Source organism: Actinokineospora auranticolor, assembly GCF_002934265.1.
GTDB lineage: Bacteria > Actinomycetota > Actinomycetes > Mycobacteriales > Pseudonocardiaceae > Actinokineospora > Actinokineospora auranticolor.
In genome coordinates, this window is sequence record NZ_PTIX01000001.1 from 279,229 (window position 1) to 302,027 (window position 22,799).

General features: G+C 71.7%; 19 protein-coding genes and 1 pseudogene. 9 read left to right on the top strand and 11 right to left on the bottom strand.

Annotated elements, in window-relative coordinates:
- The first annotated feature begins 37 nt into the window (after window positions 1-37).
- Both CLV40_RS01240 and CLV40_RS01245 read left to right on the top strand, forming a co-directional pair.
- Window positions 38-1,228 carry a bifunctional glycosyltransferase family 2/GtrA family protein gene (locus tag CLV40_RS01240; RefSeq protein WP_104476038.1) on the top strand — a complete coding sequence of 397 codons (1,191 nt, stop codon included), beginning with the start codon at window positions 38-40 and terminating at the stop codon, window positions 1,226-1,228.
- The gene (locus tag CLV40_RS01245) at window positions 1,225-3,420 is read left to right on the top strand and encodes an ArnT family glycosyltransferase (protein ID WP_104476039.1); all 2,196 of its coding nucleotides are present in this window, start codon (window positions 1,225-1,227) and stop codon (window positions 3,418-3,420) included. The genes CLV40_RS01240 and CLV40_RS01245 overlap by 4 nt, the downstream gene beginning before the upstream one ends.
- A gap of 35 nt (window positions 3,421-3,455) precedes the next feature.
- Here CLV40_RS01245 and CLV40_RS01250 read toward each other — a convergent pair whose 3' ends face one another.
- The 3 genes from CLV40_RS01250 to CLV40_RS01260 all read right to left on the bottom strand — a co-directional run bounded on the left by CLV40_RS01250 (window position 3,456) and on the right by CLV40_RS01260 (window position 6,260).
- Window positions 3,456-4,010, bottom strand: a complete 555-nt coding sequence (locus CLV40_RS01250; protein WP_104476041.1) for an HD domain-containing protein — start codon at window positions 4,008-4,010, stop codon at window positions 3,456-3,458.
- A gap of 113 nt (window positions 4,011-4,123) precedes the next feature.
- Complete coding sequence (locus CLV40_RS01255; protein ID WP_104476043.1) at window positions 4,124-4,783, bottom strand: TetR/AcrR family transcriptional regulator; 660 nt, start codon at window positions 4,781-4,783, stop codon at window positions 4,124-4,126.
- Between the two features lie 79 nt (window positions 4,784-4,862).
- Window positions 4,863-6,260 carry a DHA2 family efflux MFS transporter permease subunit gene (locus CLV40_RS01260; protein WP_245930925.1) on the bottom strand — a complete coding sequence of 466 codons (1,398 nt, stop codon included), beginning with the start codon at window positions 6,258-6,260 and terminating at the stop codon, window positions 4,863-4,865.
- 198 nt (window positions 6,261-6,458) lie between these two features.
- Here CLV40_RS01260 and CLV40_RS01265 point away from each other — a divergent pair, with 198 nt between their 5' ends.
- The 6 genes and pseudogenes from CLV40_RS01265 to rox all read left to right on the top strand — a co-directional run bounded on the left by CLV40_RS01265 (window position 6,459) and on the right by rox (window position 13,245).
- The gene (locus CLV40_RS01265; protein WP_104476046.1) at window positions 6,459-10,151 is read left to right on the top strand and encodes an nSTAND1 domain-containing NTPase; all 3,693 of its coding nucleotides are present in this window, start codon (window positions 6,459-6,461) and stop codon (window positions 10,149-10,151) included.
- A gap of 40 nt (window positions 10,152-10,191) precedes the next feature.
- On the top strand, window positions 10,192-10,428 hold the full coding sequence (locus CLV40_RS39230; protein WP_245930927.1) for a TetR/AcrR family transcriptional regulator: 237 nt from the start codon (window positions 10,192-10,194) through the stop codon (window positions 10,426-10,428).
- A gap of 29 nt (window positions 10,429-10,457) precedes the next feature.
- Complete coding sequence (locus tag CLV40_RS39235) at window positions 10,458-10,763, top strand: hypothetical protein (protein WP_245930930.1); 306 nt, start codon at window positions 10,458-10,460, stop codon at window positions 10,761-10,763.
- A 105-nt stretch (window positions 10,764-10,868) separates the two neighbouring features.
- Window positions 10,869-11,075, top strand: coding sequence for a helix-turn-helix domain-containing protein (locus CLV40_RS40670; protein WP_146107878.1), 207 nt, complete (start codon window positions 10,869-10,871; stop codon window positions 11,073-11,075).
- Window positions 11,076-11,196: 121 nt separating this feature from the next.
- Window positions 11,197-11,334: pseudogene (locus CLV40_RS01275) on the top strand (IS30 family transposase); the annotation flags it as partial.
- Between the two features lie 489 nt (window positions 11,335-11,823).
- Entirely contained in the window at window positions 11,824-13,245 is a 1,422-nt protein-coding gene (rox, locus tag CLV40_RS01280) for a rifampin monooxygenase (protein ID WP_104476737.1), read from the top strand.
- A gap of 112 nt (window positions 13,246-13,357) precedes the next feature.
- Here rox and CLV40_RS01285 read toward each other — a convergent pair whose 3' ends face one another.
- Window positions 13,358-14,668: a hypothetical protein gene (locus CLV40_RS01285; protein ID WP_104476049.1), complete on the bottom strand. Its 1,311-nt coding sequence runs from the start codon at window positions 14,666-14,668 to the stop codon at window positions 13,358-13,360.
- Between the two features lie 41 nt (window positions 14,669-14,709).
- Between CLV40_RS01285 and CLV40_RS01290 the strand changes: the two genes are divergently transcribed.
- A complete protein-coding gene (locus tag CLV40_RS01290; protein ID WP_104476051.1) occupies window positions 14,710-15,210 on the top strand; it encodes a MaoC family dehydratase in 501 nt (166 codons plus the stop codon).
- Here CLV40_RS01290 and CLV40_RS01295 read toward each other — a convergent pair.
- The 7 genes from CLV40_RS01295 to CLV40_RS01325 all read right to left on the bottom strand — a co-directional run bounded on the left by CLV40_RS01295 (window position 15,192) and on the right by CLV40_RS01325 (window position 22,493).
- Window positions 15,192-16,118 (bottom strand): ornithine cyclodeaminase family protein, encoded by a 927-nt coding sequence (locus tag CLV40_RS01295; RefSeq protein WP_219823868.1) that lies wholly within the window; start codon window positions 16,116-16,118, stop codon window positions 15,192-15,194. The two genes, CLV40_RS01290 and CLV40_RS01295, sit on opposite strands and share 19 nt — an antisense overlap.
- A complete protein-coding gene (gene dmpG / locus CLV40_RS01300) occupies window positions 16,115-17,122 on the bottom strand; it encodes a 4-hydroxy-2-oxovalerate aldolase (RefSeq protein WP_104476053.1) in 1,008 nt (335 codons plus the stop codon). The genes CLV40_RS01295 and dmpG overlap by 4 nt, the downstream gene beginning before the upstream one ends.
- A gap of 100 nt (window positions 17,123-17,222) precedes the next feature.
- On the bottom strand, window positions 17,223-18,134 hold the full coding sequence (locus CLV40_RS01305; protein WP_219823869.1) for an acetaldehyde dehydrogenase (acetylating): 912 nt from the start codon (window positions 18,132-18,134) through the stop codon (window positions 17,223-17,225).
- A 76-nt stretch (window positions 18,135-18,210) separates the two neighbouring features.
- The gene (locus CLV40_RS01310; RefSeq protein WP_104476056.1) at window positions 18,211-19,113 is read right to left on the bottom strand and encodes an HpcH/HpaI aldolase/citrate lyase family protein; all 903 of its coding nucleotides are present in this window, start codon (window positions 19,111-19,113) and stop codon (window positions 18,211-18,213) included.
- A complete protein-coding gene (locus CLV40_RS01315; RefSeq protein WP_104476057.1) occupies window positions 19,110-20,372 on the bottom strand; it encodes an 8-amino-7-oxononanoate synthase family protein in 1,263 nt (420 codons plus the stop codon). Before CLV40_RS01315 ends, CLV40_RS01310 begins: the two co-directional genes overlap by 4 nt.
- Window positions 20,369-21,238, bottom strand: coding sequence for a cupin-like domain-containing protein (locus CLV40_RS01320; protein WP_104476059.1), 870 nt, complete (start codon window positions 21,236-21,238; stop codon window positions 20,369-20,371). Before CLV40_RS01320 ends, CLV40_RS01315 begins: the two co-directional genes overlap by 4 nt.
- A 10-nt stretch (window positions 21,239-21,248) precedes the next feature.
- A complete protein-coding gene (locus CLV40_RS01325; RefSeq protein WP_219823870.1) occupies window positions 21,249-22,493 on the bottom strand; it encodes an MFS transporter in 1,245 nt (414 codons plus the stop codon).
- Between the last annotated feature and the right edge of the window lie 306 nt (window positions 22,494-22,799).

The following is a 22,799-nucleotide window of genomic DNA, read 5'->3' on the forward strand; positions in this document are numbered from 1 at the left end:
GGCGGGGACCCCGCCGGTGCTGTCCACAGTGGACATAATGGTACCGGTGCACAACGAGGAACGCGCCTTGCCCGGTTGCGTTCGGGTGCTGCACGAGTACCTCACCGAGCACTTCCCACACGACTGGACGATCGTGGTGGTCGACAACGCCAGCACCGACGGCACCCGCGCGGTCGCGGTCGACCTCGCGGTCAGCCACGACCGCGTCCGCGTGCAGCACCTCGACCGCAAGGGCCGCGGCCTGGCGCTGCGCGAGTCCTGGGGGGCGAGCAGCGCGGACGTCGTCGTGTACATGGACGTCGACCTCTCCACCGGCCTCGACGCGCTCGCCCCGCTGGTGGCGCCGCTGCTCAACGGGCACTCCGACATCGCCATCGGCTCCCGCCTCGCGGCGGGCGCGCGGACCGTGCGCGGCCCCAAGCGCGAGTTCGTCTCCCGCTGCTACAACAGGGTCGTCCGGCTCACCCACGGCGCCCGCTTCTCCGACGCCCAGTGCGGTTTCAAGGCCGCGCGCACCGCGGTGCTCCGCCCGCTGCTGGACCGGGTCCGCGACGACGGCTGGTTCTTCGACACCGAACTGCTCCTGCTGGCGCAGTACAACGGCCTGCGGGTGCACGAGGTCCCGGTGGACTGGGTCGAGGACGTGGACAGCCGGGTCGACGTGGTGGGCACGGCGCTTGCCGACCTGCGCGGCCTGGCTCGCGTGGCGCGCGCCAAGGCCACCGGCGCGGCCCGGGTCCCCGGCCTGCCCACCCGACCGGCGCCCAGCGCCGCGCACCCGGACGCGGTGCTGGGCCGCCGCACCGGCGCGCTCTCCTGGCAGCTGCTGTCGTTCGCGGCCGTCGGCGTGGTCTCCACCGTCGCGAACCTCGCGCTGTACAGCGCTTTCCGGCTCTGGTGGCCGGTGCTGGTGGCCAACCTGGTCGCGCTGGTGCTGACCACCCTGTTCAACACCGAGGCCAACCGGCGCTACACCTTCACCGGAACCGTCAAGGGCCGCGGCCACGCCCACCTCCAGGGCTTCGCGGTGTTCGGGTTGTACTACGCGTTCACCTCGGGCGCGCTGCTGGCGCTGCACCACGTCGACCCCAACCCGCCGCGGTTGCTCGAACTGGTGGTGCTGCTGGTGTCCTCGGTGCTGGGCACCGCGGGACGCTTCCTCCTGCTGCGCGGCTGGGTATTCCGCGCGCGTCAACGAAAAGGATCGACGATGAAGGACGAGTCATGACCGTCACCACCCCCACCGAGGCGCCGCAGCCGGACGAGGCCAGGCCGGTCGCCGAACCACCCGGGGAACCCCGGCGCGCCCGATGGGCGGTGTGGACGCTCGTGGCCGTATGCGCGGGCGCGGCGGTGCTGTACGCGTGGCGGATCGGCGCGGGGCAGATGGGCAACACCTACTACGCCGCCGCGGTGAAGTCGATGACCCACGGGTTCGGCAACTTCCTGTTCGGCTCCTTCGACCCGTACGGCGTCGTCACGGTGGACAAGCCGCCGATGTCGTTGTGGCCGCAGGCGATCTCGGTGCTGATCTTCGGTTTCCACGGCTGGGCGCTGCTGCTGCCGCAGGTCGTCGAAGGCGTGGCGGCGGTGTTCCTGCTGCACCGCGCGGTCCGGCTGTGGGCGGGGGAGAAGGCGGCGCTGCTGGCCGCGCTGGTACTCGCGGTCACCCCGGTCACCGTCGCGATCAACCGGGACAACAACCCGGACACCCTGCTGGTCCTGCTGCTCGTGGCCGCCGCCTACGCGTTCACCCGCGCGATCAAGTCGGCCGACAGCGGCGCCCGCACCCGCTGGTTGCTGCTGTGCTCGTCCTTGATCGGCTGCGGCTTCCTGACGAAGATGTTGCAGGCGTGGATCCTGGTGCCCGGACTGGCGGTCGCCTACCTGGTGTTCACCGCGGTCCCGTTGCGGCGCAGGCTGTTCGACCTCGCCGCGGCGGCGGTCGTGCTCGTCGCTTCGTCGTTCTGGTGGCTGGCGGCGCACGCGCTGTGGCCGGGCCGCAAGCCCTACATCGGTGGCAGCACCGACGGTTCCGCGTGGGACCTGGTGATCGGCTACAACGGACTCGGCCGGGTGTTCGGCGGCAGTGGCAACATGTCGCCGGGCGCCGGTCCACCGCCGGGGTTCGACCCGGGGAACGCGCCCGGTGGCGGCCCCGGCGGTCCGGGTGGCGGGCCGGGGTTCGGTGGGTTCGGCGAGACGCCCGGCGCGGGCCGGATGTTCAACGACTCCGTCGGCGGCCAGATCTCCTGGCTGCTGCCGCTCACGCTGGCGATCCTGGTCGGCGTGGTGATCTTCGCCGTGGCGCGGCGCACCACGGGAACCCCGGCGGAGCGCGCGTTGTGGGTGCTCTGGGGGAGTTGGCTCGTAGTCACCACGGTTGTGTTCAGCTTCGCACAAGGCATCTGGCACCCGTACTACACGACGATGCTCGCACCGCCCATAGCGGCCATCGTCGCCGTTGGCCTGCGGTGGTTGTGGCGTGTTTACCGCGACCCGGAAGGATTCGGCTGGACGCTGCTGCCGCTCGCCGTGGCCGGAACCGCGATCTGGGCCTCGGAATTGTCACTGCGCGCGAACTGGAACGGCTGGACGTCGTGGGCCGTTCTGGTGGTGGCCGCCGTCGCGGTCATCGGGTTGGTGGGCGGTCGGTTCGTGCCCGCGTTGAGCGGTCCTGGGCTCGCCGCGGGACTGCTGGCGTTGCTGCTGGTGCCGGTGGTGTGGAGTGTCGGAACGGCGGTGCAAGCGTCGGGGAACGGGGTGATGCCCGCCGCCGGACCGTCCGGTGACTTCGGTGGCTTCGGGATGCGCGGCGGTCCCGGTGGTCGCTTCCCCGGTGGAGGTGGCCCCGGCGGACAGTTCCCGCCGGGAGGCCAATTCCCCGGTGGTGGCCGGTTCCCGGGGGGCGGCATGCCCCCGGGTGGACCGGGCGGCGGTCAGGTTCCCCGCGGCCAGTTCGCGGGTGGTCGCTTCCCCGGTGCGGAGACCGGACTCACCGCCGAGCAGCGCAAGGTCCTCGACTACGCCAAGCGCAACTCCGGTGGTGCCGCGATCACACTGGCGGTCAACGGCCCGTCGATGATGGCCTCTAGTTTCATCTTCGGCAGCGACGAGGTCGTCATCGGTATGGGCGGCTTCATGGGCGCCGACAACGCCCCGTCGGTCGAGCAGTTGCGCACCTGGTCCGCCGACGGCACCCTGCGCTACGTCCTCGGTGGTGGCGGTGGTTTTCCGGGGGGCGGCCGAGGCGGACCCGGTGGTCCGGGTGGGTTCGGCGCCGCGACGGGCAGGCAGCAGTGGATCGACCAGAACTGCCGCGAGGTCCCAGCGACCGAGTACGGCGGCACGACCGCCCCGACCGAGTCCGGCGGCTTCTTCGGCGGCGCACAGGGTCTCTACGACTGCGCGCCCAGGTAGCCGGAGGGCGGGTCCCGGTCGACGCCGGGACCCGCTCAGCGGCAACTGGTGAGTCTGCGCTCCACCCGGTGCGCCGCCGCCAGCAGGTCGGGTTCACGCAGGTGGTGGGCGCGCGCGTTGGCCGAGTCCGGCCCCAGGCGGGACAGCATCTCGGTGAACCGGTCACGCAGCGAGACGCGCGTGCCCCGGTTGTCCACCGTCTGGTCCGCGTAGGTCAGCGCGTCCGAGACGGGGGAGTCCTCGTACGGGTAGGTCGCCATCTGGCGACCCAACCCGAGGAACGGCGCGGTGAAGCGGGCGCCGGAGTGGTGCGCGACGAGTGCCGCGATCCGGTCCGGCCAGCCCGCGCGGGTCAGGTACCGGGCGCCGTCGATCGGGTGGAAACCGGTCTCCACCAGGTCGGGCGCGTAGCCGATGTCGTGCAGCCACGCGGCGCTGACCAGGACGGACCGCTCCGCCCGCGACACCGTCACGGCCAGCTCGGCCGCTCGTCCCGCAACCGCCACGGTGTGCCGCCAGCGGTTCCCGAGGGAACCCAGCAGCGCCGCGGCCAGTTCCGCCGCCCGGGTGGGCCCGGCTTCGTCGTACACCGCACCAGCCTGACCGGCCCGGCCGACGCGGTGGCGCACCGGTCGTGAACGGCACCGTCCGACCGCGTGAACCCGGCCCCAACAACAGTTCTTTCCCAGTCCGCAGTGGACCTTCAGTCGAGCAGTCCCGAGATGATGTCGGCGAGCGCCTCGCGGTGCCGGTCCGCGCGGGCCACCGTGGCCCACTCGGCGGCCAGCGAGGTGATCCGGGGGAACCGCGCCGGGTCCAGCTCGGCGAACACCCGCCGCAGGTGCTTGGGCTCCCCGGCCGCGGCCTGGCGACGGGTGCGCTGGTAGCCGATGTGCAGGTCCCCGGCCGTGTAGTACCAGATGACGCGGTAGGCGTAGACGGCCCGCTCCGGGGACAGCCCGCACGCGATGGCCGCGTCGAGGATGTCCTCGACCAGCCACAGCGCGGACGGCGCCGCCAGGTCGTCGGTGGCCAGCACCTCCACCACCCACGGGAACCCGGCCAGCAGCTCGTACATCGTGGTGGCCGCGGCCAGCAACCGCGCGCGGGGCTCCGCGGGCAGCTCGGGACGGGGCAGGTCGCGGGCGTACTCCTCCAGCACCAGCATCAGCAGCTCGTCCTTGTCGCGGACGTGGTGGTAGAGCGCCATGGGCGTCGACGACAGCTCCTTGGCCAGGCGGCGCATCGAGAGCCCGTCGACGCCCTCGGCCGCCACGATCCGGGTCGCCGCCGCGGCGATGGCCTGGACCGACAGCCGCGCGGGTCGCCCGACCTTGCGCTTGCCCGCGTCCTCGCCAGCCATGGTCCCCCCTCGACCGGCCAACCCTAATCCCCTGTCGCGCGCCCCCGCCCGCGCGGACCCCCAGGACCGCGCGGGCGGGTCACGCGTCCACCGCCGTCCGAGACGCGCGCGGCAGCACGACCGCGCCGACCACCGCCGCCGCGAGCAGGCAGGCGCCCGCCAGGACCAGGCCGACGCCGTAGCCGTCGGTGGTGGCGGAGACCTCCTCCCGGCCGCCGGTCACCGCCACCTGCGCGGTCACCAGCGCGGCGAGCCCGATCGCGCCGCCGATCTGGCGGGCGCTGTTGAGCAGCGCCGACGCGGTGCCCGCCGCGTGCCGGGGCAGGCCACCGGTGGCGGCGGCGGTGAGCGGCACGAAGCACAGCCCGATGCCCAGCCCGGTGGGGACCGACGGCGCGAGCACGGCGGCGGCGACACCGCTGTCCGGGCCGATCGCCAGACCCAGCCACAGGAACCCGGCCGCGGCGAGCAGGCCACCGGCGATCAGCAGCGGCCGGACGCGCACCCGGCGCAGCAGGCGCGTCGAGGCGGCGATCCCGATCACCACGGCCAGGCACATCGGCAGGAACGCCAACCCGGCTCGCGCGCCCGGCAGGCCGAGGACCTGCTGCAGGTACAGCGACACGAAGTAGAACGCCGCGAACTGGCCCGCGCACAGCAGCAGCATGAACAGGTTCGCGCCCGACACCGAGCGGTGGGCCAGCAGTTCCAGGCGCACCAACGGCTCGGGAGCACGGCGTTCCCACCACGCGAAAGCGATGAGCAGCGCCACCGCGCCGGCCAGCGTCAGCAAGGTCGTAGTCGACGTCCACGGGTGGCCCTCGGTACGCGTCACACCCAGGATCAGCGCGCCGACACCGGCGGTGGCCAGCACTGCGCCGACCGCGTCCAACCGCCCTCGCACGCCCGCGAACGCGCCCGGGGGCACCGCGCGCACGGCCAGCGCGACCACGGCCACCGCGAACGGCACGTTGACCAGCATGACCCACCGCCAGCCCGCGTACTCGGCGAGCAGGCCGCCCGCGAGCACCCCGAGCGAGCCGCCCACCGCCGACACCGCCGCGTAGACCCCCAGCGCCCGCGCCCGCTCCGGGCCTTCCCGCTGCGTCAGCGTGAGCAGCGCCAGCGCGGCCGGTGCCATCAGCGCCGCGCCGAGTCCTTGCAGCGCGCGGGCGCCGATCAGCTGCCACGGGTCCCGCGCCAGCCCGCCGACCAGCGACGCGGCGGCGAACACGGCGGTGCCCAACACCAGCAGCCGCCGTTGCCCGAACACGTCCGCGGCACGGCCGCCGAGCAGCAGGAACCCGCCGAAGAACAGGGCGTAGGCGTTGACCACCCAGGGCAGTGCGGACGGGTCCACGCCCAGGCCCGCGCGGATGGCGGGCAGGGCCACGTTCACGATCGACATGTCCAGCGTCGCCATGAACTGCGCCAGGGCCACGGCGGCGAGCGCGCGCCCTCGATCCGGATTCCCCACGATGGCATCCCCCATGATGCTCGGCAGTTTGTATACGCGTATACAATCATGGTCGCGCGGTCGTCGTCCACCACGTCAGCCGTGCCATCTGACAGAAGCCGGCCAAACGTCAGCCCGATCGGGTGGTCGTTGCCAAGATCGCGGATCGCGGGCCGTGTTCTCCATACCCTGGAATCCCCGGCGGTTCAGGAGTGGACGGTGGAACAGGACCGAACGGTCTCGAAGTCCGTGTCGCGCAACGAGATGACCGGTGTCGTGTACGGCACGGCGATCCAGGCCGCCCATCTCACGCAAGTGGGTGGCGACCAGCACCTGTACTACGACGACGGCGTGCCCGCGCAGCGGCGCGCGGTACCGGGACGCGTCGAATCGGACTGCCCCTACCCGGGTCTGGCCGCATTCGGACCCGAACAGGCCGCGTGGTTCTTCGGGCGGGAGCGGGTGGTCGCGGACCTGGTGGCGCACCTGGACAGCAGGCAGACGGCCGGTGGCGTGCAGGTCGTGGTCGCGCCGTCGGGTGCCGGGAAGTCGTCGGTGCTGCGCGCCGGGCTGCTGCCCGCGTTCGCCCGCGGCGCGGTGCCCGGTGCCAGGCGGCCGTCCGTGGTGCTCACCCCGACCGCGGAACCCATGCGCGCGTTGGCCGCGCACATCGCCGCGTTGACCGGATCCGGCTCGCTGCCGGACAACCCGGCCGACTGGGTGTCCCTTGTGGACTCGGTCCGTCCGCTGATCGTGGTGGACCAGTTCGAGGAGCTGTTCACGCTGTGCCCGGACCTGGCGCAACGCCGGGCCTTCATCGAACTCCTGGTGCGGCTCGCCGCCGCGCCGAACCCGGCCGCGCTCGTCGTGTTCGGTGTCCGGTCGGACTTCTACTCGGCGTGCGTGGACCACCCCGAGCTGCGCGTCGCGTTGCAGGACAAGCCGCTGGTGATCGGGCCGATGGCGGAGGCCGAGCTGCGGCAGGCCATCGTGTTCCCGGCGCGCGCGGCCGGTCTGCGGGTCGAGGACGGGTTCGTCGAGGTGCTGTTGCGCGATCTCGGCGCCTCGGGTGGTGACTACGAGGCCGGTCGGCTGCCGCTGCTCGCGCACGCGCTGCGCGTTGGTTGGCAGCAACGCCACGGTCACCTCCTCACGGTCCGCGGGTACCAGGACACCGGCGGCATCCGGTACGCCTTGGCCACCTCCGCCGAGCGCGTCTACAGTGGACTCGATCCGGCCGGGCGGAACGCCGCCGCCTGGCTGTTCCCGCGCCTGGTGCGCGTCGGCGACGGCACGGAAGACATCCGGCGCAGGCTCTCCCGCGACGAACTGCTCTCGATGAGCATGGACCCGGCCCGCGTGGCCGCCGTCGCCGACGCCTTCACCCAAGCCCGGCTGCTGACCCGGCGCGCGGACACCGTCGAGATCACCCACGAGGCCCTGCTGCGGCACTGGCCCCGGCTGCGCGGCTGGCTCGACGCCGACCGCGCGGGTCGGTTGCTGCGCCAAGACCTCGAGGACGCCGCCGTCGCGTGGGTTCGCGGCGGGCGCGACGGCGCGTTGCTGTACCGGGGAAGCAGGCTGGAACAGGCGACCGGGACCCACCCCGGCGAGCTGAGCGCGACCGGGTGGGCGTTCCTCGACGCCGGGGTGCGGGCGCGGCGGCGCGCGAGCGGGCTGCGCACCGCGGTCATCGCGGTTCTGGGCGTGTTGGCGCTGGTGGCGTCCGGCGCGGCGGTGTGGGCCGCGCAGAGCAGGCAGGACGCCGTCGAACAGCGCGACCTCGCCGTCTACCGGCGCGTGGTGTCGGAGGCGGACCGGCTGCGGCCGGTCGACCCGTCGCTCTCGGCTCAGCTTTCCCTGGTGGCGCACCGGATGCGCCCGAGTCAGGACACGTACTCGCGGCTGGTGGTCGCGGGCAACGGGCCGTTGTCCACACCGCTGACCGGCCACACGGATGGCGTTTGGGGGCTGGCCTTCAGCCCCGACGGCCGCACCCTCGCCTCTTCGGGGGCGGACCAGACGGTCCGGCTCTGGGCCGTCGGTGATCCACGGCGCCCGGTCGCGCTCGGCGGCCCGCTGATCGGGCCGGAGGGGCAACTCGGGTCCGTGGCGTTCAGCCCCGACGGCCGGGTGCTCGCGGCCGGGAGCTCGGACGGCAAGGTCTGGTTGTGGGACGTGTCGAATCCGGCCCACCCGGCCCGCCTCGGCGCACCGCTGGCGGTGGCCACCAGGGGAGCGGTGCCGGTCGCGTTCAAACCGGACGCGCCCGTGCTGGCGACCGGCGGCGCGGACCACCGCGTGTTGCTGTGGGACGTCGCCGACCCGGCGCACCCCCGGCCCGCGGGTCCGCCGATCGCGGCGCACGACGGGCCGGTCGGCGCGCTGGCGTTCGGCCTCGGCGGACAGGCGCTGGTCACCGGCGGCGACGACGGCGCGATCCGGCTCTGGCGCGTCGCCGACCCGGCGGCACCCGCGCCGCTGGGCGGGGTGGTGATCGACAAGAACGTCCGGGTGACCTCGGTGGCGTTCAGCCCGGACGGGCGCCTGGTCGCCACGAACGGCGACACCAAGCTGCGCATGGTCGACGTCACCGACCCGACCGCGCCGCGACCGCTCGCGGAATCGCCGCCGCGCCACACCAACGCGGTCAACGGCGTCGCCTTCAGCCCGGACGGCGCGACGGTCGCCACCGCCAGCACCGACCAGTCCGCTCGGCTGTGGAACGTCGCGGACCCGGATCCACCTGTCGCGGTGGGGGAACCGTTGACCGGACACACCCGCGCGGTGCACACCGTCGCGTTCGGACCGGGCGGGCACACGCTCGCCACGGCGGGTGCGGACCGGGTCGTGCGGTTGTGGGACCTGCCGCCCAGTTCCCTGGACGCGGGTCTGGGCGTGGTCGCGTCGACAGCCGTCAGCCCGGCGACGGGGATGCTGGCCACGGGTGGCGTGGGCGGTGGGGTGCGGCAGTGGTCGATGACGGAACCCGCCCAGGTCCGGCAGGCGGGGCCACCGCTGAAGGGGCACACGGAGATCGTGTACGCGCTCGCCTACCGGCCGGACGGTCGGGTTCTGGCGTCCGGCAGTCAAGACCACTCGATCCGGCTGTGGGACGTCTCCGATCCCGTGCACCCCAGGCAGTTGGGGGAGCCGGTCGTGGGGAGCGAGACGGTTTACACCTTGGCGTTCAGCCCGGACGGGCGCACGTTGGCCTCGGGGGCGGGCGACGACAGCGTCGCGGTGTGGGATGTGGCAGATCCGTTGCACCCCAAGGTTCTCCGGTCGATCACGGAGCACAGCAGTCCGGTGTACACGGTCGCGTTCAGCCCCGACGGGCGCACGCTGGTGTCCAGCAGCTTCGACAAGTCCGTGCGGCTGTGGGACGTGTCCGACCCGGCGCGGCCGACGGCGCTGGGGGAGCCGTTGGTGTACGACTCGCCGGTGTACGCGGTCCGGTTCAGCCCGGACGGTCGGATCCTGGCGACCGGCGACTACTCGACCGTGCGGCTGTGGGACGTCACGGACCGCGCGCGTCCCGTGCGGCTGCCCGAACCGCAGGCGGGGCACACCGACACGATCTTCACCATGGCCTTCAGCCCGGACGGCCGCACGTTGGCCACGGGCGGTTTCGACCAGGCGGTGCGGTTGTGGGACGTCTCCGACCCGCGCGCGCCGGTGTTGTCGGAGGAGTCGCTCGGCGGCTACGGCGCGGGCGTGCTGTCGGTGTCGTTCAGCGCGGACGGGCGGACGCTGGCGACGGGGAGCATGGACCGGACCCTGCGGCTGTGGAACCTCGACGTGGTGGGCGATGCCCGTCGGGTCTGTGACACCACCCGCGGCACTCTGACCCCGGACAGCTGGCGCGCGCACGTCGGCGAGGACGTGCCGTACGCGCCGCCCTGTCCGTGACGGTACCGAACGGTACCGTTGTGGGTGCTATCCTCGTCCGATGCCGACCCATGCCCGCGAGCGCCTCCTGCGCGCGGCGCAGGAACTGTTCTACGCGGAGGGCATCCGAGCCGTCGGCGTCGAGCGGCTGTTGACGGTGTCGGGTGTCGGCCGGGCGTCGTTCTACCGGCACTTCGCCAGCAAGGACGACCTGGTCGTCCTCACGATCCGAACCTTCAGCGACACCTGGCTCGCCTGGCTGTCCGACGCCGTGGCAACCCGCGGCGGTCCCCGCTGACCGTGTTAGACGCCCTGGCGGAGCGCTTCGTGGCCGATGACTACCGGGGGTGTGCCGCCATTCACACGATGGTGGAGTCGGCGGATCCGGAGAGTCCGGCTCATCAGGTCGCGGCCAGGCACGAACTGGCCACGATCGCGTACCTCCGTGACCTGCTGGTGGCGGCTGGGTACAACGATGCTGATGGCCTTGCTGAGACCCTCAACCTGTTGGCGGATGGAGCGATCATTACCGCTATCCGGCTGCGGAATGCTCGTCCTGCTGAAATGGCCAAGGGCATCGCTGCCGACCTGTTGGCCCGGGACAAGGCGGGTGCTGCTTCCGCCGGGCAGTGAGTTGTCCACAGGCTCGCTGTTGATCTTCCGGTTCTGTCGGTCCTTGACCTCAAGGAGTCGATGCGCCAGGCATGAGATGATCTCGGGGATGAGTGATCAGAGATCATGCTGTGGCGTGTGGTGTTGAGTTCCGAGGAGCGGGAAACGATTTCGCGGGAGTTGAGAGCGAGGCGGTCTTTCAGGTTTATCGGGCGGGCGCTGGTGCGGCGTCATTCGGTGATCGCTCGGGAGGTAGCCCGTACTGGTGGGTGGCTGGCTTATCGAGCGGTGAAGTCGGGGAAACGCGCTGCGGCGATGCGTGCCCGACCGTAGTCGCGCAAGTTGGAACGCGCGGGCGGGTTGCGGGCCATGACGCACAAGGCTTTGCGATCCGGGTCGCGCGAAACGTGTGTCACCGTGACGGAAGCAGCCTCGACATGACCTGATCGTGGGCATGGTCAACATCGGCGAACGCCCGAAAGAGGACGAGGACCGGGCCGTGCCCGACTTCCGGGAAGGCGATCCAATCCTCGGGTCCGCGTGCAAGTCTCAGATCCCGACCCTGGTGGAACGCCAGACCCGGTTCGTGATGCCACCGGCGAACAAGATGACAACAACGAACTTCTGGTCAAACACCGTGTCGCAATGACCCCTTGAGGTCAAGGGCCCCTACGAGCCTGCGGTGGGGCAAGAGCGGTGGGGAGGGGCAAGCCCACCCCACCCGCAGGAGAATTTGGCAGGCTCGTCCCCCCACGCAAAGCAAGTCCACCCAATCAAGGCGAATGGTGCGGGCGCGTTGCGTTAGGCGGGGGGGCTGGACTCAAGCGGCGGTTGTGGGGTGGGTCCGGTGTTGCCGCGTTGCGTTGGGTGGGGCTGGGATCCTGCGGCGGTTGTGGGGTGGCCGGTGCTCGACCGTGTGGGAGCGGGATCCGTTGTGTGGGATTGGGGGAGTGACTCCCTCCCACTTCAACATATAGCGCACTGGGGGGCTTGTGGCAAGGGCTGGGTTGTGGTCCAGAATTGCCCGCCGTAGTGGTTGGGGCCTGTGGGTGTGGGGGTGTGCTTAGTGGATGGGCGGTTCATGTTCGACGTGGTCATTGTCGGGGCTGGTCCGACCGGCTTGATGTTGGCGGGCGAGTTGCGGTTGCACGGTGTGCGCGTGCTGGTGCTTGATCGGGACGTGGAGCCGACGCCGGTTGTTCGGGCGTTGGGGTTGCATGTGCGCAGCATCGAGTTGATGGATCAGCGTGGTTTGCTGGACCGGTTCCTTGCCCTCGGGACCAAGCATGCGGTGGGGGGATTCTTTGCGGGGCTTGGCAAGGGGTGGCCGGAGCGGCTCGACACCAGTCACTCCTATGTTCTTGGTATTCGGCAGACTGTTATTGATCGGTTGCTTGCCGAGCGTGCTGTTGAGATGGGTGCCGAGGTTCGTCGTGGTGTTGAACTCGTTGGGCTCACTCAGGATGGCGGGGTTGCGGCTGAGCTTGCCGATGGGACTTGCTTGCGGGCTCGGTACCTCGTTGGTTGCGATGGTGGTCGTAGCACGGTTCGCAAGCTCGTCGGTGTGGACTTTCCCGGTGAGCCCACCACCGTGGAGACGCTGTTGGGGGAGATGGCCATCGCGGAGTCGCCGGAGGTGGTGGCTGCTGTGGGGGCTGAGGTTCGCAAGACGCAATCTCGGTTTGGGACCATGCCGCTCGGCGAGGGGTACTACCGGGTCATCGTCCCGGCGGACGGGGTGGCGGAGGACCGTGCGATCCCGCCGACCCTCGACGACTTCAAACGGCAACTCCACGCTTACGCGGGAACGGACTTCGGTGTCCACTCCCCGCGCTGGCTGTCCCGGTTCGGTGACGCCACCCGTCAAGCCGAGCGCTACCGGGTGGGCAACGTCTTCCTGGCGGGCGATGCCGCGCACATCCACCCGCCCACCGGTGGGCAGGGGCTCAACCTCGGCATCCAGGACGCCGTGAACCTCGGGTGGAAGCTCGCCGCGGCGGTCGCGGGTTGGGCGCCGGACGATCTGCTCGACACCTACCAGGCCGAACGCCACCCGGTGGCCGCGGCCGTGCTCGACAACACGCGGGCGCAGATGCACCTGATGTCGACCGATCCCGGCCCCCAGGCCGTGCGGCGGCTGTTGGCGGAGTTGGTGGACATCGACGAGGTGAACCGCAGGCTCATCGAGAAGATCACCGCTCTCGACATCCGGTACGACCTCGGTGAGGGCCACGACCTGCTGGGCAAACGCCTGCGGGACGTGACGCTCAAGACCGGTCGTCTCTATGAGCGGATGCGCGGTGGTCGGGGTCTTCTGCTCGACCAGACGGGTGGGCTTCAGGTGGCGGGCTGGGAGGACAGGGTGGATCACGTGGCGGAGGTGACCGAGGAGTTGGACGTGCCCGCGCTGCTCCTGCGGCCGGATGGTCACGTCGCCTGGGTCGGTGGCGACCAACGGGAACTCCAGGTGCACCTGACCCGCTGGTTCGGCGCCGCCACGTGACCGACTCGAGCCGGTCGTCGTGGCAGGAGGGGGTCGACACCGCGGTGTGACCGGGCGGTGGCGGGTGTCCGAGATCGTCCGGCTCGGCTGGTGCGGTCGCGTGGTTCGGCGATCAGACCGCGACCGCGCAGGTGTCCGATGCCGAGCCGCCGTAGACGCTGACTATGCCGGTCTTCCCGTCGGCGTAGAAGCGGGTCATGATGCCCGCCGGGTGGGAGCCGAAGAGGAGGGGGCCGAGTACCGGGGCGACTTCCGCCTGGTGGGCCTCGTCTCCCTCCTCCGGGATCACCCACAGGGAGCAGGTTTGCGGGGTGACGTGTTCCTGGACGACGCTCGTCCCCACCTCCGCCGCGGCGGTCACCGCCGACTCCCACTCGCCGGGGGCGGTGTCGCGGCCGATCATGACCTGTTCACCACTCATCCCCAGCCCCGCCTTCAACACCAACCGCTCCTGAGTGTCCACTGTGAAGCGGAGCAGGTCTACCTCGCGGTCCTCCCAGGTTGTTCGGCGGTCGGTCAGGACTCGGGTCCACGGTAGGTACTTCGCGACCAAGGCGCGTTCGGCGGTGGTCATCCACGGCCGTCCTTCCGACAGCAGGCCCATGGTCACCTTGCTCGACAGGAAAGTCGACGTCTGCGTGCCCACCAGCAGGCACCCGTGGTCCAGCGCCTCCTGCACGGGTGCCATGTCGATCCCCAGGCCCTCCCAATCCGGGATGGTGAAGTTGCGCAACCCCACCCCGTACCGCGACTCCGGCGCGCAATCCCAGGCTCCGTGCAGATCCTCGGGCTCGAAGAACCGCGCGTGCAGGCCCAAGGCGCCGAAGTACTCGGACTCCAGGTCGAAGTACCGCGTCGACGACACCCCCTGGTCCCGCGCACTTCCGACGATCGCCACCCTCGGCGACACACCGAGTTCCACGCACAGGTCCCGGAACATCGCGGCCCGGGCGCCGAACGGGCTCAACCCGTCGATGCCGTAGAGGTCACGCCACACCGCCATCCGGCAGTGCGTCTCGATCGGACCGCCCAGGGCGCCGCTGACGTTGAACTCGAGGAACTTCGGGCCGTCCGGGCCGATCACCACGTCCGGGCGGGCCACGCGGTCGGCGTAGCGCTCCTCCAGGAGTTGGTCCGCCACGAACAGCCGGTGCTCGCTCTCCGGCATCCGGTACGCCTTCAGCCGACCCTCGGTCGTGTCCGCCGTCTCCAAGGCCGTGCGCCGCACCAGGTCCAGCAGTGCCGAAGCGGCGCGGAACAGCTCGGCGTGGGAGGCTCGGGGCAGGGCGATCGGGGCGGCGGGGAGGAACGGCTGGTACGGCCAGCCCGTGTCGCGGATCTCGTAGTGCAGCCGCTCGCGGATGACGGGGGCTGGTGCCGTCGGCGCGAAACTGTAAGCTCCGAACCAGGGGTGCGTGGTCATCGGTGAGCACTTCCTTTGCAAACCAACGTGAAGGGGCGGGCATGACGCTGCGGCAGGTGGGGGACGACGAGTTCGTCGAGGAGCACGGGGGCGACTACGAGGACTTCGAGCCCGGCATGGTGATCCGGCACTGGCCCGGTCGGACGCTCACCGAGACCGACAACACCTGGCTCACCCTGCTGACCATGAACCAGCACCCCCTGCACTTCGACCGCGCCTACGGCGAGGGCGCCGAGTACGGGCGGATCCTGGTCAACAGCGGCATCACGCTGTGCCTCGTCGGCGGCATGACCGTGCAGGCCCTCTCCGCGCGGGCCGTGGCCAACCTCGGGTGGGACCGGGTCCGGCTCAAGGACCCGGTCTACGTCGGCGACACCCTCTACGCCACCAGCCGGATCCTCGGCAAGCGGCTCTCGAACTCCCGGCCCGGCAACGGGATCATCACCGTCGAGACCACCGGCACCAAGTCCACCGGTGAGACCGTCATCGTGTTCGAGCGCTCGTTCATGGTCCGCTGCCGCACTCACCCGGACGCCTCGTAGAGCGCCGCCGCGGCAGCGGTGTCCTCAATGGCCATACCGACACCGCGGAACACCGTGGTGCCAACGGGTCGATCCGTCACGGTGCCCAGGTCGTGCAGGTCCGCCTCGGTGATCAGGCCGCGGGCCAGCGCGGCCCGCACCTCACCGGCGTCCTCGACCGCCGCGGCGCGCTCCTCGACCACGACGAAGGCCGCCGCGAGCAGCGCCGGGTCGACCTCGACGGCATCCTCGTGCGTGCCGCCGATGACGTTGACGTGCGCGCCGCGCGCCACCCAGTCGGCCGCCACCAACGGTTCCGAGCCCGAGGTCGACGTCGCGGTGCAGATGATCGGGGAGTCCACCACGGCGTCCCGCACCGAGGCGCACACCGACACCGGCAGGCCGTGGCTCTCCCGAACCCAGGACGCGAACTCCCCGGTCCGCGCCGGGGTCCGGGAGAACACCCGAACAGTCCTGATCGGACGTACGGCCGACACCGCGTTCACCAACGCCCTTGCCTGAACTCCAGCCCCGACAAGGGAGAGTTCGTCCGCACCCGGGTCCGCGCACACCCGCGTGGCCAGGGCGGCGACCGCGCCGGTCCGCACGGCGGTCAGTTCGGCGCCGTCCAGCAGCGCGGTGATCCGGCCCGTCACCAGGTCGGTCAGCACCACGACACCGTGGATCAGCGGCAGCCCGCGCGCGGGGTTGTCCGGTGTCAGCGTCGTGATCTTCACGCTGCCCACCCCGCGACGCTCCCACACGGCTGTCCCGGCCAGCAGCTGGCTGTCACCGTGTTCGACGACCGTCCGCGACGGCGAGCGAGTCGCCCCCGCCGCGAGGTCGGCGAACACCTCAGCCAGCGCGTCGACCACCCGCAGCATCCGCTTCGGACCGGACATCCGCGCGGCGGTGACGGTGGTGGTCACGCGACCTCCCGGCGGCCCAGCTCGGCGACCACGTCCACGATCAGGTCCTCCTGGCCCGCGATCGCCTGCCGCCTGCCCAGCTCGAAGAACACGTCGCGGGGGTCCACCCCGGCCCGGCCCGCCGCGTCCAGCACCTGGTGCTTGAAGCCGGAGAACACCCCGGCGAGCCCGCTGACGATGCTCAGCGACCCGGTGACCGGCGGCGCGGGCATCAGCTCGCGCTCGGCGAACTCGGCCGCGTCGAGCAGGCCGTAGAGGTCGATGCCGGTGTCGAAGCCGAGGCGTTCGAGCACCGGCACCAGCACCTCCAGCTGGGTGTTGCCCGCGCCGGCGCCGAAGCCGCGCGCGCAGCCATCGATGATCGTGGCCCCGGCCTGCGCGGCGGCGACCGAGTTGGCGACCGCCATGCCCAGGTTGTTGTGCCCGTGGAAGATGACCGGCACGTCGACGGCGGCGGCGATCGCACCGATGCGCGCGGACACGTCCGGTGGCAGGAAGTTGCCCGCCGAGTCCATCAGGCCGACGGCCCGCGCGCCGTAGCCGACGGCCGCGACGGCGTGCTCGGCCAATTGGTCGGGGGAAGCCATGTGGCTCATCATCAGCACGCAGTGCCCGTCCGCGCCCTGTTCCGCGAGGAAGCCCAGGTGCCGCTCGGCCAGCGAGGTCTCGGTGCAGTGCACCCCGATCCGCACCACGTCCGCGCCGTGCTCGAGCGCCCGGTGCAGGTCCGTGGACGTGCCCCAGCCGGGCAGCATGAACACGCCCATCCGGCTGTGCCGCAACGCCTCCCGGACGGTCGAGAGCATCACGTCGTCGCTCACGGCGGCCCGCCCGACCTGGAGGGACGACGCCCCCAGCCCGTTGCCGTGGCCGACCTCGACCACCGGCACACCGGCCGCGTCGGCGGCCTCGGCGTACCCGCGCAACGCGGCGACGTCGAGCTGGTGGCGCACCGCGTGCTGCCCGTCGCGCAACGTGGGGTCGTGGATGATGACTCGGTTCATCGGTGCACCCCCGGTTCCCTGGACCACGCGTGACAGGCCGTGTGTTGATGGGCGGATATCGGCTGGCGGCGCACTGCCGAGCGGTGGATGGCCATCCGGGTCATCGGTGCACCCCGGTTCTCGCGGAGCGCGCCAAGCGGCCCGCGTGCTGCTCGGCGGCCAGGATGGCGGCCGCGTTGATGATGTCGAGGTTGCCCGCGTAGTGCGGCAGCACATCGCTGTTGGCGGTGACCTCGACCGACACCACCACGCGGTCGCCGGTCACGGTGCAGCCCAGCACCTCGTAGCCCGGCGCGAAGGTGCGCACGGCCTTCGCCGCCGTGGACACCGCGGCCCGGACCTCCTCGACCTCGGCGCCCGGGACGATCGCGCGGACGGCCGTGCGGAACGTCGCGGGTGGGACCGCCGGGCTGATGTTGAGGATCGCCTTGGTGTCGCGCACCCCGGTGAACTCGCTGAGCGCCTGGCGGGTGGTGGCCACGTACTCGTCGAGGTTGATCCGGGTCGCGCGGCCCGCGATCGTGCTGGCCACGGTCGACACGGCCTCCAGGTACTCGACCCGGTACCGGCCCGCCAGCGCGTGCGCCACCGGCACCGCCGCCTGACCGCCGCAGCTGACCAGGCTGATGTCGGCGCACTCCGGCACCCCGGTGACCGTCGGCACCACCATCCGGCCCAGCTTGCTCGGCGTCAGGTCGACCAGCAGCGTGCCCAGCGGCTCCAGCAGCCGCCGGTGCTCGGCGTGCGCGGCGGCGCTGGTCGCGTCGAACACGACCGCGAACCGCTCCGCCGCCAGGATCGCGTCGACGCCGTCCGCGCTGGTCGGGCAGCCGAGCCGGGCCGCGTGCCGCAAGCCCGCGGACTCCGGGTTGCGCCCCGCCACCAGCGCGCAGTCCAACACGGGCGACCGGAGCGCCTTGTGCACCAGGTCCTGCCCGATCGCCCCGGTGCCGAGCACCGCCACCCGCACCGGCGCCACGAGGTCCGTGGCCGGGATCTCCACCGCCGTCACCGCGCACCCCCGCGCCGTCCGACCGCACCGTCCCCATCCGCCGGAGCGATCCGGTCGACCGTCGTCCACGTCGTTCTCACCGCGCACCCCCACGCTGCTCGACCACGCCATCTCCCCCCAGCAGTGCGGTCCGCGCACCTCCGAACCGCGCTGTCCACGCGTCTCCCCGCACCGCCGTCATCTCCGCCAGCCGGGCGAAGGGCGGGCCGACCATCGCGCCGTCCAGCACCGCCACCCCGCCGCCCGCCGCGTGGACCGCCTCCGTCACGCGCCGCGCCCTGGCCAGTTCCGCCGGGTCCGGGCGCAGGGCCGCGTTGATCGCGGGCAGCTCCGCCGGGTGCACGGTCGCCTTCCCGTGGAAGCCCAGCTCCCGGATCCGGGTCAGCTCGTCGGCCAGCACGTCCGGCGCGGACAGCCGGAAGTTGGCCGTGTCCACGCACGCCTTGCCGTGCCGCGCGCAGGCCAGGGCCATCGCCTGGCGGGCGGCGAGCATCCCGGCCCAGGTGATCTCCACGCCCAGCGTCGCGGCCAGGTCGGCCGAGCCGAGGACCAGGCCGTCGGCCGCCGCGGTGATCGCGTCGAGGTCGGCCAGCGCGGCGACGGTCTCGACGGTCACGTAGACCTCCGGCGCGGCCCCGGCGCCCGCCAGGGTGTCGCGCAGCAGGCGCACCTCGACCGCCGACTCGACCATCGTCATCACCACGAACCCGGGCCGCACCGCCGACTCGGCCAGCAGCACCAGGTCGTGGACCGCCTCGACCGTGCCCAGCGGGTTCACCCGGACGGCGACGTTCTCCGGTCTCGGCGCCTTCGCCAGGGCCGCGCGGCACACCTCCCGCGCCGCCGCCTTCTCCCGGGGCGGCACCGAGTCCTCCAGGTCGACCAGGTGCACGTCCGCGTCGTACGACCACGCCTTCACGACCCGGTCCAGCGACAGCGCCGGGGTGTACAGGACGCTGCGCGGGATGGCCCCGGTCACCGCAGCACCCCGCCCGGCACCTCGTCGGCCAGGGTGACCGCGTCGGCGCCGACCTCGACCAGCACCCGGCACAGCGACCGGATCTGGTCGACCGTCTGACCGGCTCGCATCATCACCCGCAGCCCGGCCGTGCCGCGCGGCACGATCGGGAAGAACACCGGCGAGACGTAGAACCCGGCCTCGAACACCCGCCTGCCCGCGTCGATGACGGCGTCGTCGCCCATCGGCACGACCCGGATCGGGAACTCCGCCCCCGACTGCGCGGTCCGCACCAGCGAGTCGAACAGCTCGATGTTGGCCGCCAGCCGGGTTTGCCGCGTGACCAGCTCCGGCGTCCGGTGGATCGCCGCGGACGCCAAGGACGCGCCGACGGCGGCGGTGTTCATCGGCTGCGAGTAGCTCAGCGCCCCGGCGAACCGCTCGATCACCCGCAGCACGGACTTGTCGAAGCCGTCCAGCACGATCGCCGCGCCGCTGGTGCCGAACGCCTTGTTGAGCGTGGCCACGGTGACCGTGCGCGCGTCCTGCAGCCTGCTGTTCTCCCGCACGTACCCCATGCCGCGCTCGCCGTAGGCCGACACGGAGTGCGAGTCGTCGAAGTAGACCAGCAGCCCGTACCGGTCCTGGAGGTCGTTGAGCTCCTTCACCGGCGCGTACCCGCCGAGGCTGTCGGCACCGTCGACGACGTAGCAGACCCGCTCGTAGCGCTTGCACATGTCTTCCAGGAAGCCGAGGTCGTGGTGGGCGCAGGTGACCACCTCGGTCTCGTCCGCGCACGCGGGCTTCGCGTTGGCCATCGACACGTGGCAGTACTTGTCGAACACCATCAGCGGCCGGGTCCCGTCACCGAGGTGCCCGGACGCGACCAGCGGCAGCAGTCCCGCGCTGGCCACCCCCGCCGAGATCGCGGACACCACGTCGGCGTCCCACAGCTCGCCCAGCGACGCCTCCAGCTCCAGCAGCGCCGGGATCTGCACGCGGCTGCGCGGGATGCAGTGGTCGAGCACGCCGAAGCGGCGCAGCGCGGCCACCGCGCCCTCGATCACCTCGGGGTGCGAGTCGAGGTCGAGGTAGGAGCAGCAGGTGAAGTTGACGAACTCGTGCCCGTCGGCGGTGCGCAGCAGGCCGTCGTCGAGCTCGGCGACGATCCCGGCGAGACCGTTGCGCTCGGACATGTCCCAGAACGCGTTGCCGATCCCGACGGCCTTGTCGTTGTCCCGGTACCGGTGCGGCGGGGTGATCGACTCGCGCCCGGTCACGACTGCGACTCCGCGGGCTGGTAGTTGTAGACGCCCTTGAGCTTGCGGTAGAGCGCGGTGTAGAGCGCGACACCGAGCACGTACGGGCGGCGCAGGATCTTCGTGTCGCGCAGCCAGAAGTTCATGTTGATGTTCATGTCGGCCAGCGACTCCGCCTGGTGCCACCAGCCCAGCGGCAGGTACAGCATCTGACCGGGCTCCAGGACCAGCTCGCGCCGCTCGGCCAACCGGCCCACCAGCTTGGGGAACCGCCGCGCGTCGACGTTGTCGAAGTCGAACGCCTGGGACTTGTCGCCGAAGCCCTTGCGCAGCGAGCGCGGGTAGTAGTCCCACGACCCCGGCGGCGCCAGCACGAACCGCTTGCGGCCCTCCAGCGCGATGTTGAAGTTCTCCAGCTCGTCGAAGTGGCTCTGGGTGAACACGCCCTTGTGGCTGATCCACAGGTTCGCCGCGTTGAGCGAGCGCCGGTAGTCGAACAGCTCCCCGGCGTCGAAGCCCAGGATCGCGTTGACGTCGGCCGGGTTGTTGCGGATGTTGGACACGATCCGGTTCCACGTGCCCGGGTCGGTCAGGTACCGCTCGTCGGCGAAGAACTCGCGCAGCTTGATGTCGCGCGTGGTCCAGCGCGCGGAGTTCTGCTTGTCGCTGGGCTCGGTGAACAGCGTCACCGACATGTCGCCCAGCCGCTCCGCGACACCCTCGCGGCCCAGCCCTTGGACGCTGTCGGGCAGCGTGATCACCACGGGCACGTCCGCCCGGATCAGCGCCTCCCGGCCGAACGCCAGGAACTCGTCGAAACCCAACCGGGGCACCGGGACCCCGCCCAGTTCCTCGGTGACCGGCTCAACCGACTCTGTTGTGCTCATGGTGTTTCCCTCACCTCTCCACGACCGAACCACTACCCGCGGGCACGTCCCGGGTGCCCGCGTGCAACGCGGACTGGCCCAACAGGCTCAACGCCAGCGCGACGACCCCGCCGCCGACCGCGGCCAGCGCCGCGTGCGACGAACCGCCGGACTCGGCGAGCCGCCCGCCCACCGCCGTGCCCGCGGCGATGCCGAGCGCGCCCGCGCTGCTCAGCCACGAGAACCCCTCCGACAGGGAACCCCTGGGTGCCAACGACTCCAACAACGTGCTACCCGCGATCAACGACGGCGACAGGGCCACCCCGGCCACCACCGCCAACCCCGCCATCGCCAGGGACGACCCGGCGAACGCCAGCGGCACCGTGCCCACCGCCACCGTCCCGGCGGTGATCGACAGCAGCCGGGCCTGCGACAGCCGCCAGTCCACCGCCCCGTACACCCCGCCCGCGACCAGGCTCCCCACCGCCGTGAGCGACAGGAACACCCCGGCCATCCCGGGCGACCCCTGCTCCTTCGCGAACGCGACCATGGTCACGTCCACCGCGCCGAGCAGGAAACCCAACCCCGCGTAGGCGACGATCAACACCTGCACGCCGCGCACCGCGATCGCCCGCCGCGGCCCGCTCGGGTCGACCGGCTTCACGCCGGGCTCGGACGGCTTGTGCAGCGCCAGCGCGATCGAGCCCGCGGTGGTCAGCACGACGCACGCCACCAGCCCCGCCGCCGGGTGCGCCGCGGTGGCCAGCGCCGTGGCCAGCAGCGGTCCCAGCAGGAAGATGGTCTCGTCCAACATGGACTCGAGCGCGTACGCGGTGCGCAGCCCGCCCTGGTCGACCAGCGCGGCCCACCTGGCCCGCATGAACGACGTCAGCGACACCGACGAGCAGCCGGTCACCACCGCCGCGACCACCAGCAGCCACAGCGGCGCCCGCAGCACCGCCGCCACCAGCAGCCAGACCAGGCCCAGGCCGTGGCCCGCGCACGCGAGCAGCAGCACGCGCCGCTGGCTGTGCCGGTCGGCCAGCCGCCCGAGCACCGGGCTCGCCAGCCCCTGCGCGACCAGCAGCGTCGCCGCGACCACCCCGGCCTGTCCGAGTGAACCGGTCGCCGCGGACACCAGCAGCAGGCAGGCCAGCGAGCGCATGGCGATGGGGAAGCGCCCGACGAAGCCCCACAGGCCCAGTGCCGCGGCCCCGGGCGAACGCAGCAACGTCGAATACGCCAGAAAGCCGGATTTGGCGCCCCCTGCGGACACAATGCTCCTGTTCTGTGAATACTGGTAATGCCCCGCCGAAAGGCCGAACCGCCGCGCTGCTCGCTAAACGCGGCGACGCCGGGTCACGCTAGGCGGGCTCCCACCTGCTGTCAATGCCCCAAACGCGCCGCGACCCGGGGCTGAAAGGCGCAACCGGGTACGCATTCCGGTATCGCGTTTCGCCGCACGGACAAACGCGAGAACGGGTCGGGTCCAGGGTGCGTTCCGCCCATATTCCACCTCCGGGAAAGCCGCGTCGATCAACCACGATACCCATTACCCCGCCGGGTCGCTTTGTGGTCATCG